12 protein-coding genes are annotated in these 16,796 nt (G+C 71.5%); 8 read left to right on the top strand and 4 right to left on the bottom strand.

Annotation, left to right across the window (positions count from 1 at the left end):
• Positions 1 to 125: 125 nt before the first annotated feature.
• The 7 genes from HCJ93_RS13025 to HCJ93_RS12995 all read left to right on the top strand — a co-directional run bounded on the left by HCJ93_RS13025 (position 126) and on the right by HCJ93_RS12995 (position 10,500).
• The gene (locus HCJ93_RS13025) at positions 126 to 875 is read left to right on the top strand and encodes a thioesterase II family protein (protein WP_167994486.1); all 750 of its coding nucleotides are present in this window, start codon (positions 126 to 128) and stop codon (positions 873 to 875) included.
• Positions 872 to 1,633 (top strand): thioesterase II family protein, encoded by a 762-nt coding sequence (locus HCJ93_RS13020; RefSeq protein ID WP_167994459.1) that lies wholly within the window; start codon positions 872 to 874, stop codon positions 1,631 to 1,633. The genes HCJ93_RS13025 and HCJ93_RS13020 overlap by 4 nt, the downstream gene beginning before the upstream one ends.
• Before the next feature lie 96 nt (positions 1,634 to 1,729).
• Positions 1,730 to 3,769 carry a thioredoxin domain-containing protein gene (locus HCJ93_RS13015; protein WP_167994457.1) on the top strand — a complete coding sequence of 680 codons (2,040 nt, stop codon included), beginning with the start codon at positions 1,730 to 1,732 and terminating at the stop codon, positions 3,767 to 3,769.
• A 218-nt stretch (positions 3,770 to 3,987) separates the two neighbouring features.
• Positions 3,988 to 5,259 (top strand): glycosyltransferase, encoded by a 1,272-nt coding sequence (locus tag HCJ93_RS13010; protein ID WP_167994455.1) that lies wholly within the window; start codon positions 3,988 to 3,990, stop codon positions 5,257 to 5,259.
• Complete coding sequence (locus HCJ93_RS13005; RefSeq protein WP_167994453.1) at positions 5,256 to 6,899, top strand: ArnT family glycosyltransferase; 1,644 nt, start codon at positions 5,256 to 5,258, stop codon at positions 6,897 to 6,899. The genes HCJ93_RS13010 and HCJ93_RS13005 overlap by 4 nt, the downstream gene beginning before the upstream one ends.
• Positions 6,896 to 8,089 carry a glycosyltransferase gene (locus HCJ93_RS13000; RefSeq protein WP_167994443.1) on the top strand — a complete coding sequence of 398 codons (1,194 nt, stop codon included), beginning with the start codon at positions 6,896 to 6,898 and terminating at the stop codon, positions 8,087 to 8,089. Before HCJ93_RS13005 ends, HCJ93_RS13000 begins: the two co-directional genes overlap by 4 nt.
• Complete coding sequence (locus tag HCJ93_RS12995) at positions 8,086 to 10,500, top strand: galactose oxidase family protein (RefSeq protein ID WP_167994441.1); 2,415 nt, start codon at positions 8,086 to 8,088, stop codon at positions 10,498 to 10,500. The genes HCJ93_RS13000 and HCJ93_RS12995 overlap by 4 nt, the downstream gene beginning before the upstream one ends.
• A gap of 111 nt (positions 10,501 to 10,611) precedes the next feature.
• On the opposite strand, the gene HCJ93_RS12990 is transcribed toward HCJ93_RS12995, so the two are convergent.
• The 4 genes from HCJ93_RS12990 to trhA form a co-directional block, all read right to left on the bottom strand.
• Positions 10,612 to 11,343 (bottom strand): Mut7-C RNAse domain-containing protein, encoded by a 732-nt coding sequence (locus HCJ93_RS12990; RefSeq protein WP_167994440.1) that lies wholly within the window; start codon positions 11,341 to 11,343, stop codon positions 10,612 to 10,614.
• 13 nt (positions 11,344 to 11,356) lie between these two features.
• A complete protein-coding gene (locus tag HCJ93_RS12985; protein WP_167994439.1) occupies positions 11,357 to 11,995 on the bottom strand; it encodes a TetR/AcrR family transcriptional regulator in 639 nt (212 codons plus the stop codon).
• 14 nt (positions 11,996 to 12,009) lie between these two features.
• Positions 12,010 to 13,593, bottom strand: coding sequence for an MFS transporter (locus HCJ93_RS12980; RefSeq protein WP_167994484.1), 1,584 nt, complete (start codon positions 13,591 to 13,593; stop codon positions 12,010 to 12,012).
• A 251-nt stretch (positions 13,594 to 13,844) separates the two neighbouring features.
• The gene (gene trhA, locus HCJ93_RS12975) at positions 13,845 to 14,558 is read right to left on the bottom strand and encodes a PAQR family membrane homeostasis protein TrhA (protein ID WP_167994437.1); all 714 of its coding nucleotides are present in this window, start codon (positions 14,556 to 14,558) and stop codon (positions 13,845 to 13,847) included.
• A 326-nt stretch (positions 14,559 to 14,884) separates the two neighbouring features.
• Between trhA and HCJ93_RS12970 the strand changes: the two genes are divergently transcribed.
• The gene (locus HCJ93_RS12970; protein WP_167994435.1) at positions 14,885 to 16,696 is read left to right on the top strand and encodes a phosphoenolpyruvate carboxykinase (GTP); all 1,812 of its coding nucleotides are present in this window, start codon (positions 14,885 to 14,887) and stop codon (positions 16,694 to 16,696) included.
• Positions 16,697 to 16,796: the final 100 nt, after the last annotated feature.

Genomic DNA, 16,796 nt, shown 5'->3' with positions numbered 1-16,796 from the left:
CACCGACTTCGCCCACGCGGGGGAGAAGTCCCGGCTCCGTTCGAACTTCATCTCCGGCTACAAGCACCTGCCGATCACCGCCCGACAGCGCTGAGCATCGCGCTTTGAACCCTGGAGACCCGCAGATGAACCACCGCCCCTCCGGCCGGAACCCGTGGCTGCCCCACAGGCCGTCGGCCGACGCCGCAGCGCGGGTGTTTCTCATCCCCTACTCGGGATGCGGCGCCAGCATGTACCGTCAGTGGCCCCGTTCGTGGCAGGGCGTGAACTTCGTTCCGGTGGAGCTCCCGGGGCACGAGACGCGGTTCGCCGAACCCAACTTCTCCACGTACCAGGAGCTCGCCCAGGCCATGATCCCGGGGCTGGAGGAGTACCTGGACGTGCCGTTCGCCTTCTTCGGCCACTGCGGCTCGGCGCTCGCCGCGTACGAGGTGTCCGCCGAGCTGGCCCGCACGGGCAGGCCCGTCGCGTCCCAGCTGTACGTCTCCTCGCAGGTCGCCCCGCAGGACGGTCCTGCGGGCCGCTTCCTCGCCATGGACGACACCGAGCTGCGGGCCGAGCTCGAGAGCCTCATGCGCCGGATGGGCGGCGACCCCAACCCCGAGCTGCTCTCCTTCTACCTGGAGATCCTGCGCGCCGACGTCGAGACCAACAAGCGGTACGTCGTGCCGGACCCGTACCGGCTGCCCGGCCCGATCACCGCCATCGGATGGACGGAGGACGAGGAGATCCGGTACGCCGAGATGGGCGGCTGGAAGGAGTGCGGCGAGACCACGTCCGTCCTGCTCGAAGGCGGGCACCACACCTTCATGGAGGCCCCCGAGAGCCTCCTCGAGCTGATGTCCGGCAACCTGCTGAAGGCGGCCGGCCGATGACCGGCACCGTGACGCCCGGGGCGAACGTCGACCGCCGCTGGTTCAAGCGGTTCGGCCGCAGCGGACCGGCCGAGACCCGTCTGTTCTGCTTCCACTTCGCGGGCGGCAACGCATCGCTGTTCCGCCGGTGGCCGCAGGCACTGCCGTGGTACATCGAGCCCGTGGCGGTGCAACTCCCCGGCCGTGCCGACCGGTTCACCGAAGAGCCCTACGAGCGCATGACCCCCCTGGTCGACGACCTGATCGAGGTCATGCAGCCGCTCCTGGACAGGCCGTTCGCGCTCTACGGCGTCAGCATGGGTGCCCGGGTCTCCTGGGCGCTGGCGCACAGCCTGCGTGAGCGCGGCCTGCCTGGACCGCGGGCGCTGTTCGTGGCGGCCAGTGTGGCGCCGGCCTGCGACGACGGACAGTGGGAGTGGGACGGCCGGGAGGACGGTCTCGAAGGGTACGTGCGGGAGATGGGCGGGACGCCGGCCGAGGTTCTGGAGCAGCCCGAGCTGCTCGCCGGGCTGCTGCCGACCCTGCGGGCCGATCTGACGGTGCTCAGCACCCACGGCTTCCGTCCCGAGTCGCCCCTCACCGTCCCGGTCCATGCCTTCGCGGGCACGAAGGACCCGGAGGCGCATCCCGAGCGGATGAGGGACTGGTCCAGGGAGACGTCCGGCCGGTTCAGCCTGACTCCGGTCCCCGGCGGGCACTTCTTCGACGAGGAGGGCCAGGAGCAGGTGCGCCGCGTGATCACGGACGAGCTCACCTGACCGCCGCCGGACGTCCTGCCCGTCCGGGGTCCTCACGCTGCGGGGAGCGGTGCCGGCTCCGCAGGGCGGGCGGGATGCTGTGAGAGGCTGGATCGTATGAACCGGCTGGCTGGTGCGACCTCGCCCTATCTCCTGCAGCACGCGGACAACCCGGTCGACTGGTGGCCGTGGAGTGCCGAGGCCTTCGAAGAGGCGCGGCGGCGGGACGTGCCGGTCTTCCTGAGCGTCGGTTACAGCGCGTGTCACTGGTGTCACGTCATGGCGCACGAGTCCTTCGAGGACCGGGCCACCGCCGACTACCTGAACGAGCACTTCGTCAGCGTCAAGGTGGACCGGGAGGAGCGGCCCGACGTCGACGCCGTCTACATGGAGGCCGTGCAGGCGGCGACCGGGCAGGGCGGCTGGCCCATGTCGGTGTTCCTGACGCCGGACGCGGAGCCGTTCTACTTCGGCACCTACTTCCCGCCCGCGCCCCGGCACGGCATGCCCTCCTTCCTCCAGGTGCTGCACGGTGTGCACCAGGCGTGGGCGGAGCGGCGCGACGAGGTCACCGAGGTGGCCGGGAAGATCGTGCGGGACCTGGCAGGGCGGGAGCTGAACTTCGGCGACGCGCAGGTGCCGGGGGAGCAGGAGCTGGCGCAGGCGCTGCTCGGGCTGACCCGGGAGTACGACCCGCAGCGCGGCGGCTTCGGCGGGGCGCCGAAGTTCCCGCCGTCGATGGTGATCGAGTTCCTGCTCCGGCACTATGCGCGCACCGGCTCCGAGGGCGCGCTGCAGATGGCGCAGGACACCTGCGAGCGGATGGCGCGCGGCGGTATCTACGACCAGCTCGGCGGCGGCTTCGCCCGCTACTCGGTGGACCGGGACTGGGTGGTGCCGCACTTCGAGAAGATGCTCTACGACAACGCCCTGCTGTGCCGGGTGTACGCGCATCTGTGGCGGGCCACCGGCTCGGAGCTGGCCCGCCGGGTGGCGCTGGAGACCGCCGACTTCATGGTGCGCGAACTGCGTACCCCCGAGGGCGGGTTCGCCTCCGCGCTGGACGCCGACAGCGACGACGGCACCGGACGGCCCGCCGAGGGCGCGTACTACGTGTGGACGCCCGCCCAGCTGCGCGAGGTGCTCGGCGAGGACGACGCCGAGCTCGCCGCGCGGTACTTCAAGGTCACCGAGGAGGGCACCTTCGAGCACGGCGCCTCGGTGCTGCAACTGCCGCAGCAGGACGAGGTGTTCGACGCCGGCCGGATCGCCGGCATCAGGGAGCGGCTGCTGGCCGCGCGCGCCGAGCGGCCGGCGCCCGGGCGGGACGACAAGGTGGTCGCCGCCTGGAACGGCCTGGCGATCGCCGCGCTCGCCGAGACGGGTGCCTACTTCGACCGTCCCGATCTGGTCGAGGCCGCCGTCGCCGCCGCCGATCTGCTGGTGCGGCTGCACATGGACGAGCTGGCCCGGATCTCCCGCACCAGCAAGGACGGCCGGGTCGACACCCATGCGGGGGTGCTCGAGGACTACGCGGACGCGGCCGAGGGCTTCCTGGCGCTGGCGTCGGTCACGGGGGAGGGGGTGTGGCTGGAGTTCGCCGGGCTGCTGCTCGACCATGTGCTGGCCCGCTTCGCCGACCCGGAGTCGGGCGCCCTGTACGACACGGCGGCGGACGCCGAGCGGCTGATCCGGCGCCCGCAGGACCCGACCGACAACGCCGCCCCGTCCGGCTGGACCGCCGCCGCGGGTGCCCTGCTCGGCTATGCCGCCCACACCGGTTCGGAGCCCCACCGCGCCGCCGCCGAGCGGGCGCTGGGCGTGGTGAAGGCGCTGGGCCCGCGGGTGCCGCGGTTCATCGGATGGGGGCTCGCGGTCGCCGAGGCGGTGCTGGACGGGCCGCGCGAGGTGGCGGTGGTCGGGCCCGCGCTCGACGACAAGGCGACGGCCGCCCTGCACCGCACGGCGCTGCTCGGCTCCGCGCCGGGTGCCGTGGTCGCGGTGGGGACCCCGGAGAGCGACGAGTTCCCGCTGCTGGCCGGCCGGCCGCTGGTGGGCGGTGAGCCGGCCGCCTACGTCTGCCGCAACTTCACCTGTGACGCGCCGACCACCGACGCGGACCGGCTGCGCGCCGCGCTGGGGGCCGCAGTTCACTGATCCGGCGCCGCCCGCTCACCCGGAGTTGGGTGCGAAATCGGTCAACTCCGGCCAGAAATCGACCCCTTGCGCAACAGACACTTCATCGAATCGGACCCCAGCGTTCACAACTTCCCCTTATTCTCTGCACGGTGACGTGACGAATCCGCCGTGCGCCGCTCGGTGCGGGTGACGCGGCCGTCCCGTCCGGGGGGAATCGGGGATCTGGGGGGATCTGTTTGCTGACGTCGGTCTTCATCGCTGTCGTTTCGCTGGCCCTGTTCGGGATGGCCGCCTTCACCCTGTGGTGGCAGATGCACGCCTGGCGCACGCCCGAGGTGCTGGCATCGACCCGGTTCAGCAGCCCGGACGGCGGTGAGCAGCTGTCGTTCTCCCTGCTGCTGCCCGCCCGGCACGAGCAGGCCGTGCTCGACCACACCATCCAGCGGCTGCTGGAGTCCAGCCACGCCGCCTTCGAGATCATCGTGATCGTCGGCCACGACGATCCGGAGACCACCGCGGTCGCCGAGGCGGCGGCCGCCCGCGACCCGCGGGTGCGGGTCGTCGTCGACACCCATGAGAAGAAGAACAAGCCCAAGGCGATGAACACGGCTCTGCCGTACTGCCGCGGCGACGTGGTCGGGGTGTTCGACGCCGAGGACCAGGTGCACCCGGAGCTGCTCGCCCATGTCGAGCACGCCTTCCGCTCCACCGGCGCCGACGTGGTGCAGGGCGGGGTGCAGCTGATCAACTTCCACTCCAGCTGGTACAGCCTGCGCAACTGCCTGGAGTACTTCTTCTGGTTCCGCTCCCGCCTCCATCTGCACGCGCAGAAGGGGTTCATCCCGCTGGGCGGCAACACCGTCTTCGTCCGCACCGACGTGCTGCGCGCGGCCGGCGGCTGGGACCCCGACTGCCTCGCCGAGGACTGCGACCTGGGCGTCCGCCTCTCCAGCGCCGGGAAGAAGGTCGTCGTCGCCTACGACTCCGACATGGTCACCCGCGAGGAGACCCCCGGCTCCCTGGTCTCGCTGCTCAAACAGCGCACCCGCTGGAACCAGGGCTTTCTGCAGGTGTACCGGAAAAAGGACTGGAAGCAGCTGCCCACGCTGCGGCAGCGGATGCTCGCCCGCTACACCCTGATGACACCGTTCCTCCAGGCCTTCAGCGGCGTCGTCATCCCGCTGAACGTGGCCGTCGCGATCTTCCTCGACGTGCCCGTGGGCGTCGCCTTCATCACCTTCCTGCCCGCCGTCACCGCCCTGGTGACCTTCGTCTTCGAGGTCGTCGGACTGCACGACTTCGGCAAGCAGTACGGGCTGCGGGTGCGCCTGGTGCACTACCTCAAGCTCATCGCCGGCGGCCCCTTCTACCAGCTGCTCCTCGCCGGCGCGGCGATCCGCGCGGTCTGGCGCGAGCAGCGCGGGCGCAGCGACTGGGAACTGACCCGGCACGTCGGCGCCCATCTGGACACGGCCGACGTGCGGACCCGAGAGGACGTTGCCGCGTGACCTCCACCCTCGAACCGGTGACCGCGCCCCGGATACCCGCGCAGCGCCGGCCCGCACCCCCCGCTGCGACGGGCCGGGCGCTGCCGCCCCGCCGACTGCGTTCCTCCCGCCCCGACCTGCTGCTCTGCGGGGTCCTGCTGCTCGCGATCCTCGTCGTGCAGGGCTGGAACATCTCCGCCTACCCCGCCTTCAGCGACGACGAGGGCACCTACCTCGCCCAGGCCTGGGCCGTCCAGGAGGGCAAGGGCCTCGCCCACTACACCTACTGGTACGACCACCCGCCGCTCGGCTGGATCCAGCTCGCCGTCCTCACCTGGATCCCGGCGATGCTCAGCCCCGAGTCGATGACCGTCGGCACCATGCGCGCCGTGATGCTGCTGATCAGCGGCATCAGCGCGGTCCTCGTCTACGTCCTCGGCCGCCGCCTCGCCCTGCCCCGCTGGGCCGCCGGGCTCGGCATGGCGCTGTTCGGGCTGTCGCCGCTGTCGGTGGTGCTCCAGCGGGAGATCTTCCTCGACAACCTCGCGGTGATGTGGACGCTGCTCGCCTTCACCCTCGCCGCGTCCCCGAGCCGGCATCTGTGGCACCACTTCGGCGCGGGCATGGCCGCCGCCACCGCCGTGCTCACCAAGGAGACGATGCTGCTCGTCCTGCCCGCGCTGTTCGTCACCGCCTGGCGGCACAGCCACAGGGACACCCGCAAGTTCGCGCTCACCGGCGCCGTCACCGCCTGCGCCCTGATCGGCTTCTCCTACCCGCTGTTCGCCCTGCTCAAGGGCGAGCTGCTGCCCGGCGCGGGACACGTCTCGCTCTGGGACGGCGTCAAGTACCAGATGACCAGGCCCGGTTCGGGATTCATCCTGGACCAGGGCTCCGGCTCCTGGAACGTGCTCCAGTCCTGGCTCTACTACGACCGCATCCTGCCACTCGGCGGCCTCGCCGGCGCGCTGCTGCTGCTCGCCACCTGGCGCTGGTCCGTCACCGCCCGCGCGCTCGCCGGACCGGCCCTGGCGGTCGCCGTCCTCGCCGCGCTCGCCCTGCGCCCCGACGGCTATCTGCCCGCGATGTACGTCATCCAGGCGCTGCCGTTCCTCGCGCTGGTCCTCGCCGGCGGCGCCGCCAGCGTCGCCCACGCCGTGCTGCGCCGGGGCCGCTCCGAGCGGGAGAAGCGGGCGGCGGTGTACGGCAGGTACGCGCTCGCCGGCGCCCTCGCCCTGGCCGCCTGCGCCTACGTCGGCCCCCGCTGGTACGACGGCACCCGCATCGCGGTCACCGTAGACGCCAACGCCCCCTACGAGGCGGCCTCGCGGTGGATGGCCGAGCAGGTGCCCGACCCGGCCCGCACCCGGGTCCTGGTGGACGACGCGATGTGGCTGGACCTGGTGCACGCCGGGTACGAACCCGGGCTCGGCGTCATCTGGTTCTACAAGGCGGACCTGGACCCGGCGGTCACCAGGACCATGCCCGGCGGCTGGCGGGACATCGACTACGTCGTCGCCTCGCCGACCGTGCGGCGTGACGCCGAGGACCTGCCCAACGTCAAGGCCGCCATCGAGCACTCCCGGCCGGTCGCCGTCTTCGGCACGGGTGAGGACCGCATAGAGATCCGCGAGGTCGCGACCGCCGGAGGCGCCCGATGAGCCAGGAGTCCATCGTCCCCGGCGGCCTCGGCGAGCCGGTCCTCGAACCGGTGGAGGTGCCCGAGCCGGGGGCCGTCACCATCGTCGTACCGACCTTCAACGAGTCCGCCAACGTACGGCAGCTGCTGCACCGGATCACCGAGTCCGTCCCCGCGCGGGTGCCCTGCGAGGTCGTCTTCGTGGACGACTCCACCGACGACACCCCCGAGGTCGTCCGCGCCGCCGCGCAGGACTGCCCCTTCCCGGTGACCGTTCTGCACCGGGACGAACCCACCGGGGGGCTCGGCGGGGCCGTCGTCGAGGGCATCAAGGCGGCCACCTCCGACTGGGTGGTCGTCATGGACGGCGACTGCCAGCACCCGCCGTCCCTCGTCCCCGAACTGATCGCCGCCGGCGAGCGGGCGGGTGCCGAACTCGTCGTCGCCTCCCGCTACATCAAGGGCGGCAGCCGCGCCGGGCTCGCCGGCAGCTACCGGGTGGCCGTCTCGCGCGGCGCGACCTGGCTGACCAAGTCCCTCTTCCCGCGCCGCCTGCACGGCATCAGCGACCCGATGAGCGGCTTCTTCGCCATCCGCCGCACCACGGTCACCGCCGAGGAGCTGAGGCCGCTCGGCTACAAGATCCTTCTCGAACTGGCCGTCCGCAGCAGCCCCCGCACGGTCACCGAGGTGCCGTTCGTCTTCCAGGAGAGGTACGCCGGCGAGTCCAAGTCCACCGCCAGGGAGGGCCTGCGCTTCCTGCGGCACCTCGCCGGGCTGCGCACCGAGGCACCGCTCGCCCGCATGATCGTCTTCGGGCTGATCGGGCTCACCGGCTTCGTGCCCAACCTGGCCGCGCTGTGGGCGCTCACCGAGGCGGGCCTGCACTATCTGCCCGCCGAGATCATCGCCAACCAGTTCGGCGTGGCCTGGAACTTCCTGCTCATCGACCTGCTGCTGTTCCGCACCCGGCGCCGGCACCGGCACTGGGCCGACCGCACCGTGCGGTTCGCGCTGCTCGCCAACGCCGACCTGGTGCTGCGGCTGCCGCTGATCGCCCTGCTGGTCGGCCAGTTCCAGCTGGCCGTCCTCCCGGCCACCGCCCTGGCCCTCGTCATCACCTTCGTCCTGCGCTTCGTGGGAACCGAAGCGCTGGTGTACCTGCCGCGCAGGAGCCGCCGAGCGAGCCGCACAGCAAGGAGCACCTCATGAGAACACCGCTCAGGCCCAGACGCGCCACGGCCCTGGCGGCCGTCGGCGCGCTCACCACGGGCCTCCTGCTCACCGCGCCCCAGCCGGCCGTGGCCGCCAACCTGGTGCAGAACCCGGGGTTCGAGACGGCCGGGGCCGGTGACATGCCGTACTGCTGGTCCCGCTCGGGCTGGGGCGACAACGACTTCACCTTCACCGTCACCGACGACGCGCACACCGGCGACAAGGCGATGAAGGTCGAGCTGACCCGGCGCGTGGACGGCGACCGCAAGGCCCTGATCACCGAGTCCGCCGAGTGCGCGCCGGTGGTGACGCCGGGCAAGCAGTACGACCTGTCCCTCTGGTACAAGTCGACCACCCCCGACGCCTCGATCACGCTGTTCCGGCACGACGCCGCCGCGGGCTGGCAGTACTGGACCGACCTCAAGACGCTGGACATGGCGGCCGCCTGGACCGAGGCCGGCGTCCGCACCCCCGAGGTCCCGGACGGCACCGACCGCATCGCCTGGGGTGTCTCCGTCTACGGCACCGGCGCCGTCACCACCGACGACTACGCCATGGAGCAGGTCGCCGAGCCCGTCCCCGACCCCGAGTGCACCGGGACGGCGGCCGAGTGCGCCGACGGCAAGTGGGAGGTGCTGCCCACCCAGAACCCGGTCCGTTCCATGCACTCCGTGGTGCTGCACAACGGCAAGGTGCTGCTGATCGCCGGCTCCGGCAACGACCCGGAGATGTTCGAGGCGGGCACCTTCACCTCGGCGGTGTACGACCCGGAGAACGGCACCTACAAGACCATCCCCACGCCGGACGACATGTTCTGCGCCGGGCACGTCCAGCTCAAGGACGGCCGCGTCCTGGTGATGAGCGGCAACAAGGGCTACCCGTCCGACGACGGCACCATCGGCTACCAGGGCTACAAGGACTCGTACATCTTCGACCCGGAGACCGAGACCTACACCAGGACCAACGACATGAACGACGGGCACTGGTACCCGTCGGCGACCATCCTCGGCAACGGCGACGTCCTCAGCTTCGGCGGCCTGCGCGAGGACTCCACCGGCTCGGTGACCGCCGAGCGCTGGTCGGAGGCCGAGCAGCGGTGGCTGCCCACCTGGCAGGTCAACCAGACCTGGTCGTACTGGGGCCTGTACCCGTCGATGATCCTGATGCAGGACGGCCGCCTCTTCTACTCCGGCAGCCATGTCTTCGGCAACAACATCCCCGGCAGCGGCGCGGCGATCTACGACTACGAGGCCAACACCATCACCCAGGTGCCCGGCCTGCGGAACAAGGACGAGCGGGACCAGTCGGCCAGTGTGCTGCTGCCGCCCGCGCAGGACCAGAAGGTCCTCACCCTCGGCGGCGGCAACATCGACACCAACCCGGACGCCAACCGGCTGACCGACATCATCGACCTCAAGGACCCGAACCCCGCGTACGTCGCCGGCCCGCCCATCCCGCAGGGCACCGTCGACCTGGGCGACGGCCGCGTCCCGCAGACCGGCGACCAGGGCAAGATGTACGTCTCCGCGGTGCTGCTGCCCGACGGCAAGGTCCTGGAGACCGGCGGCGCCCTGCACAACCGCGCCGACCCGGTCTACGAGACGTCCGTCTTCGACCCGGCCTCGGAGACCTTCGACCCGGTGGCGGCCGACCCGGAGGCCCGCGGCTACCACTCCTCGGCGTTCCTGCTCCCCGACGGCCGGGTGATGGCCACCGGCGACAACCCGGGCGACGGCTCCTGGAACCACAACGTGTCGATCTACAGCCCGCCCTACCTCTTCAAGGGCGAGCGGCCGCAGATCACCTCGCTGATCGACCGCGAGTGGACCTACGGCGACACCCAGCGCATCACAGTGGACCGGCCCATCGCCAGGGCCGAGCTGATCCGCCCGGCCGCGGTCACCCACTCCTCCGACCCCAACCAGCGGTTCGTGGACCTGCCGCTGTCCGTGGACGGCGACAACGTCGACCTGAACGTCACCAGCAACCCCGACCTGGCCCCGCCCGGCTGGTACATGCTGTTCGTGGTCGACGCCAACGGCGTCCCGTCGGTCGCCGAGTGGGTGCATCTGCAGGGCCCGCGGGCGCTCACCGCCAAGGACGCCTCCGCCCACGTGCACGACTTCGCGCAGGCGCCCGAGGGCAAGGTGACCGGACCCGGCAAGAAGCGGAAGTCCCACCCGGTCAGCCCGCGGATCTCCGGCTGCGACCGCCACTACGGCTCGGCCAACGTCTGCGTCCCGACCGTGTTCCCCGACGAGGTGAAGCCGACCACCACGGCCCGCTGCACCTGGCTGAAGGACCACGACTACGGCCGGCTGGAGGTCAACGGCAAGGACGACCCGCTCGGGCTGGACCGCGACGGGGACGGCGTCGCCTGCGGCAAGGGTGACCTGTCCAGGCGCTGAGCCGGATCCCGGAACCCGGGCCGCCCGGGGCCCGACGAGCGCGGGGCTCCGCGCGCCGCACACCGCGGCGCCGCGGTGCCCCGCCCGGGTGTGCGGAACGTGCCGGCGGGCTCAGCCCAGTTGCGCGCGCATCGCCACCGCCCGGTCGACGATCGCCTCCAGCTGCTCGTGGTGCGCGCCCCGCCAGTACGCGCGCCCGCACTCGGTGCACTGGGCGAAGACGTCGTACGTGCGGTGCGTGCCGCCCTTCAGCTGGTCGGCGACCTCCTCCTTGGTCGCCTCCCGCAGCAGCCCGTTGCACTGGGTGCATCGCGTCCAGGGCCGCAGCTCGGGCCGGAACCGGTCCAGGACGTACGCCAGTTGCTCCTCGGGCCGGGTGCTGTAGACGAACGCGCCCGCCCACAGCTCGCGCCGCCGCAGCAGCCCCCGGTCCCGGCTGAGCATCACCCGGCGTTCCGCGGCCGACCGCGAGGCCAGCGCCGGGTCACCGATGTCGGTCGCCTCGTAGGCGGTGTCCACCCCGAGCAGCCGCAGCCGCCGGGCCAGCGTGCCCAGATGGACGTCGAGCAGGAACCGCAGCGGGGCGCCCGGCACCCGTTGCGGGTGCGCGACCTTCCGCACGGTGACCTCCTCCCCGGCCCTCGGCACGTGGGAGACCGGCACCTCGTGCCCGTCCACGAGCAGCGCACCGACCTCGGTCAGCGGCACGCCGAGGGACTCGACGACATGGCCCAGGCTGGACACCCCGTCGGTGGCGGTCTTCAGCGTGCCGGCGGGCCGGGCCTGCGGCACGAAGAGCAGCAGCTCGGGGTCGAACTCGACGTGGATCTCGGGACCGTTCACCCGGTCAAGGATGTCACGGCAGGCGCCGCGGCAGGTCCTGGAACGTGTCCAGGGTGCGGTCGATCAGCTCGCCCAGATCGTCACGGCAGCCGTGCTCGCCCCAGTAGACCAGCGTCTCCAGCATGGCGCCCATCAGGGCCATCGAGTAGACCCGGACCTCGAGATCCTGCTCCGCGCGGCCGGTGCGCTCCGCGATGGCCCGGCACAGCATGTGTCCGGTGACGGACATGCTCTCCATCAGCCGGGACCGCACCTGGGGGACCTCCACGGCCAGCCGGGCGCGCAGCACCATCTCCTCCTGCTGGCGCTCGGGGTTGTCGGTGAAGGCCATCGCCATCGCCTCCCGGATGGCCCACCGCACCGATTCGAGCACGGGCTCGTCCTCGGGGCGGCCGCGCATCAGGTCCTCGACGAGCGGGTCGTACTCGTCCGTGAGGACGATGTCCTCCTTGGTGGGGAAGTAGCGGAAGACGGTGCTGGGCGAGACCTCGGCGCGCTCGGCGATCTGCTCGACCGTGGTGGCGTCGTACCCCTGTTCCTTGATCAGGTCGTAGGTGGCCTCCCTGATCGCCATGCGCGTCTTGATCTTCTTCCGTTCGCGCAGGCCCAGCTGACGGGCTGGTCCGCGAACAGGGGTTCGTGCCATGGTCATGCCCTCATTGTCCGTCATCCTCCTTCGCCGGGACCATGGCCGGGACGGGCCGGGGAGCCGTCCGCGGCCGGCGTCGGCTCCGGGACGGAGGCCTTCCCGCTCCGGCCGGCGGCACCGCCCGCGCCGCCCGCAGCCCCGTCCGGCGCGATGGAGGCGGTGTCCGGCCGGGCCGCGGGCCGCGGGTTCGGCAGCCACAGGGCAGCCATCACCGCCGTCGCGAGGGCGGCCATGCCGCACACCACCAGCACCACCGACATGCCGTCCAGATAGGCCGCGTCCGCCGAGGCGGCCAGCGCGGGCAGGTCCAGGCGTTCGGCGACCGCGTGCGCCCCGCTGAGCGACTCGCGGGCGGTCTCGGCGGCCGGCCCGGGCAGGCCGGCGGTGTCGAGCCGGCCGGCGTAGGTGTCGGCGACCAGGCTGCCGAGCAGGGCGATGCCGACGGCGCCGCCGACCTGGCGCAGTGTCATCAGCAGCCCGGAGCCGCTGCCGGCCTCGTCGGCGTCGATGCCGCCCAGCGCCGCGTCCATGGCCGGGACCATGGCGAAGGCGAAGCCGAAGCCGGCGATGGTCAGCCACAGCGCGGTGAAGCCGTAGCCGTCGCCGGGGCCGGTGTGCGAGCCGAGCAGCGCGGCGAAGCACAGCACCACCAGACCGGCGGCGACGACGGGCCGGGGGCCGAGGCGGCGCACCAGCGGGCTGCCGGCCCGCGCCGCGATCAGCAGGCCGCCCATCATCGGCAGCAGCCGGAGCCCGGTGCCGAAGGCGTCGTGTCCGTCGGTCTCCTGCAGGCGGGTGGGCAGCAGGAACAGCAGCCCGGAGAAGACGAAGGTGCCGAGGGTGGCGGCGAGCGCGTTGAGCAGGAACACCCGCCGCCCGAGCAGCGCCAGGTCGAGCATGGGCCGCACGGCGTGCCGCTCGCGCACCGTCAGCGCGGTCAGCAGCAGGGCGGCCAGGGCGAAGGCGCCCAGCACCCACCCGCTGGTCCAGCCGCGTCCGGGACCCTCGATGATGCCGAAGACCAGGGCGCCGAGCCCGAGCGCGCTGTACGCGGTGGACAGCGGGTCCACCCTGGGCGTGGCCGGGTCGCGGGACTCGGGCAGCAGGAACAGGCAGGCGGCGATGCCGAGGGCGGCCATCGGCAGGTTGATCAGGAAGATCGAGCCCCACCAGTAGTGGTCCAGCAGCAGTCCGCCGACGAGCGGGCCGAGCGGCATGCCCGCGGCCATGGAGGCGGTGACGGCGGCGACCGCCTTGCCGCGCTCCTGCTCGCCGAACATCGACGGCAGCACGGACAGCCCGAGCGGGATGACCAGCGCGGCCCCGAGCCCCATCACCGAGCGGGCCGCGATCACCAGGCCCGGGGTGCCGGTGAGGGCGCCGGCCAGGGAGCCGAGGAAGAACACGGCGAGCCCCGCGACCAGCATCCGGCGGCGCCCGAAACGGTCACCGAGAAGTCCCGCGGGGAGCATCAGCGCGGCGAACACCACGATGTACGCGTCCACGATCCACTGGAGCTGGTCGGTGCTCGCCTCCAGCTGCGCGGCCATGGCCGGCAGGGCCACGTTGAGGATCGTCAGGTCGAAGCCGAGCGTGAGCATGCTCGCGACCAGGGCGCCCAGGGCCCACCAGCGGCGGGGGTCGGGCGGTACGGCGTTCACGGAGTCGACAGCAATGACAGCAGCCATGAAATGAGAGTAGCTCTCAAAAAGAGGTGACTGCCAACAATCGCCGCGCAGCCGTGCGGTGTCCGGGCACGCAGAAGGGCCGCGGCGTCGTCGCCGCGGCCCTGTTCGTTCCGTTCGTTCCGTTCGTGTCGCTCGTGCTGTTCGTGCCGTCCGTCGGCCGTGCGTTACGCGTGCTGGTAGGCCACCAGGGAGATCCCCACGTAGTGGGCGATGAAGGCGGCCAGGGTGAAGGAGTGGAACACCTCGTGGAAGCCGAACCAGCGCGGTGACGGGTTGGGCTTCTTGATGCCGTAGACGACCCCGCCCGCGCTGTAGAGGAGGCCGCCCACGACCACCAGGGCGAGCACGGCGACGCCGCCGGTGCGCAGGAAGTCGGGCAGGTAGAAGACGGCCGCCCAGCCCATGGCGATGTAGCAGGGCGTGTAGAGCCAGCGCGGGGCGCCGACCCAGAAGACCCGGAAGGCGATCCCGGCGACGGCGGCGGCCCAGATGCCCCACAGCAGCCAGCGTCCCTTGGACTCCGGCAGCAGCAGGATGGTCAGCGGGGTGTAGGTGCCGGCGATGATCAGGAAGATGTTGGCGTGGTCGAGGCGGCGCAGGACGCCGTCCATGCGGGGACTCCAGTTGCCCCGGTGGTACAGCGCGCTGACGCCGAACAGCAGGCAGGCCGTGAGTGCGTAGACCCCGCAGGCGATGCGGCCGCGGGTGGAGTCGGCGAGGGCGGTGAGGACCAGGCCGGCGACCAGGGCGGCGGGGAACATGCCCAGGTGGAGCCAGCCCCGGAGCTTGGGCTTGACCGGGTGCGGCAGATGGGTCGCGACCGGACCGCGGCCGTCGGCCGGCGTGTCCGAGGGCGCGTCGGGGACGAACGCTGTCATGCACCGCATGGTACCTACGGCACCGTAAGTTGCGGATCAGTGTGACGAATTGGGCACCGCTCCGGCCATCCTCTCACAGCACCTCGACCGGACCGTCACGCAAAGAAATCGCCATATCGACCCAACGTGCAGGTAAAGCCACCCGAAAACCGTGGTCATCGTCACGTTGCTCACCTGTGCGGCCCTCTGGACAGATGGGCGCTTGCGTCGGATGATCAAATGAGTGCGGTCGGCACCGGATGAGCGCCCAAGATCTCACCGACAAGCATCCGGGTCGCAGCCCCCACGGGGCCTCCCAACAAAAAACCCCTCATTTAGGAGCAATCGTGGCGCGCGACATCGCGGCTCCCACCACCCACCAGGGACTGATCTCCTGGGTCAACGAGATCGCCGAACTGACGCAGCCGGACGAGGTCGTCTGGTGCGACGGCTCAGAGGCCGAGTACGAGCGCCTGTGCGAGGAGCTCGTCGCCAAGGGAACGTTCCGGAAACTGGATCCGATCAAGCGCCCCAACTCCTACTACGCCGCCTCCGACCCCACCGACGTGGCCCGCGTCGAGGACCGGACCTTCATCTGCTCCGCCAAGGAGGAGGACGCCGGCCCGACGAACAACTGGAAGGACCCCGCCGAGATGCGGGAGATCTTCACCGGTGACAAGGGTCTGTTCCGCGGCTCCATGCGGGGCCGCACGATGTACGTGGTGCCCTTCTGCATGGGCCCGCTCGGCTCGCCGCTGTCCGCGATCGGCGTCGAGATCACCGACTCGGCCTATGTCGCCGTCTCCATGCGCACGATGACCCGCATGGGGCAGGCCGTCCTCGACGAGCTGGGCGACGAGGGCTTCTTCGTCAAGGCCGTGCACTCCCTCGGCGCCCCGCTGGAGCCGGGCCAGCAGGACGTGCCCTGGCCCTGCAACCAGACCAAGTACATCTCGCACTTCCCCGAGGACCGCGAGATCTGGTCCTACGGCTCCGGCTACGGCGGCAACGCCCTGCTCGGCAAGAAGTGCTACGCCCTGCGCATCGCCTCGGTCATGGCCCGCGACGAGGGCTGGCTGGCCGAGCACATGCTCATCCTGAAGCTCACCCCGCCGCGCGGTGAGGCCAAGTACGTCGCCGCCGCCTTCCCGAGCGCCTGCGGCAAGACCAACCTCGCCATGCTGGAGCCGACCATCCCCGGCTGGACGGTCGAGACCATCGGCGACGACATCGCCTGGATGCGCTTCGGCGAGGACGGCCGCCTCTACGCCATCAACCCCGAGGCCGGCTTCTTCGGCGTCGCGCCCGGCACCGGCGAGCACACCAACGCCAACGCCATGAAGACGCTCTGGGGCAACGCCGTCTTCACCAACGTCGCCCTCACCGACGACGGCGACGTGTGGTGGGAGGGCATGACCGAGCAGCCCCCGGCCCACCTCACCGACTGGCGCGGCAACGACTGGACGCCCGAGTCCGACACCCCGGCCGCCCACCCCAACGCCCGCTTCACCGTGCCCGCCTCGCAGTGCCCGATCATCGCGCCCGAGTGGGAGGACCCCAAGGGCGTGCCGATCTCCGCGATCCTCTTCGGCGGGCGCCGCGCCACCGCCGTGCCGCTGGTCACCGAGTCCTTCGACTGGAACCACGGCGTCTTCCTCGGCGCCAACGTGGCCTCCGAGAAGACCGCCGCGGCCGAGGGCAAGGTCGGCGAGCTGCGCCGCGACCCGTTCGCCATGCTGCCCTTCTGCGGCTACAACATGGGCGACTACATGGCCCACTGGATCGACGTGGCCAAGGACAAGGACCAGTCCAAGCTGCCGAAGATCTACTACGTCAACTGGTTCCGCAAGAACGACGAGGGCAAGTTCGTCTGGCCCGGCTTCGGCGAGAACAGCCGCGTCCTGAAGTGGATCGTGGAGCGCCTGGAGGGCAGGGCCGAGGGCGTCGAGACCCCCATCGGCATCCTGCCGACCAAGGAGGCGCTGGACACCGAGGGCCTGCAGCTGTCCGACGCCGACCTGGACTTCCTGCTCACCGTCGACAAGGACGTGTGGCGCGAGGAGGCCGCGCTGGTCCCCGAGCACCTCAACACCTTCGGCGACCACACCCCGAAGGAGCTGTGGGACCAGTACCGCGCGCTCGTCGAGCGCCTGGGCTGAGCACAGCCCCCACCAGCTCCGCGGCCGGTCGGATGCCCTGACCAGCGATCGTCACGTGCCGGCCGCGGAACTCACCGGCGGGGCCCCGTACAACGGCGTG

Source organism: Streptomyces composti (genome assembly GCF_012034205.1).
GTDB lineage: Bacteria > Actinomycetota > Actinomycetes > Streptomycetales > Streptomycetaceae > Streptomyces > Streptomyces composti.
The sequence above is the reverse complement of the archived record's forward strand: the minus strand, read 5'-3'. Positions and strand labels throughout refer to the sequence as shown.

Bases quoted from the DNA above. Each gene is read 5' to 3' on its own strand.
- HCJ93_RS13020 (WP_167994459.1), top strand. From the start codon at position 872: ATGACCGGCACCGTGACGCCCGGGGCGAACGTCGACCGCCGCTGGTTC.
- trhA (WP_167994437.1), bottom strand. From the start codon at position 14,558: ATGACAGCGTTCGTCCCCGACGCGCCCTCGGACACGCCGGCCGACGGC.
- HCJ93_RS12985 (WP_167994439.1), bottom strand. From the start codon at position 11,995: ATGACCATGGCACGAACCCCTGTTCGCGGACCAGCCCGTCAGCTGGGC.
- HCJ93_RS12995 (WP_167994441.1), top strand. From the start codon at position 8,086: ATGAGAACACCGCTCAGGCCCAGACGCGCCACGGCCCTGGCGGCCGTC.
- HCJ93_RS13000 (WP_167994443.1), top strand. From the start codon at position 6,896: ATGAGCCAGGAGTCCATCGTCCCCGGCGGCCTCGGCGAGCCGGTCCTC.
- HCJ93_RS13025 (WP_167994486.1), top strand. From the start codon at position 126: ATGAACCACCGCCCCTCCGGCCGGAACCCGTGGCTGCCCCACAGGCCG.
- HCJ93_RS12980 (WP_167994484.1), bottom strand. From the start codon at position 13,593: ATGCTCACGCTCGGCTTCGACCTGACGATCCTCAACGTGGCCCTGCCG.
- HCJ93_RS13015 (WP_167994457.1), top strand. From the start codon at position 1,730: ATGAACCGGCTGGCTGGTGCGACCTCGCCCTATCTCCTGCAGCACGCG.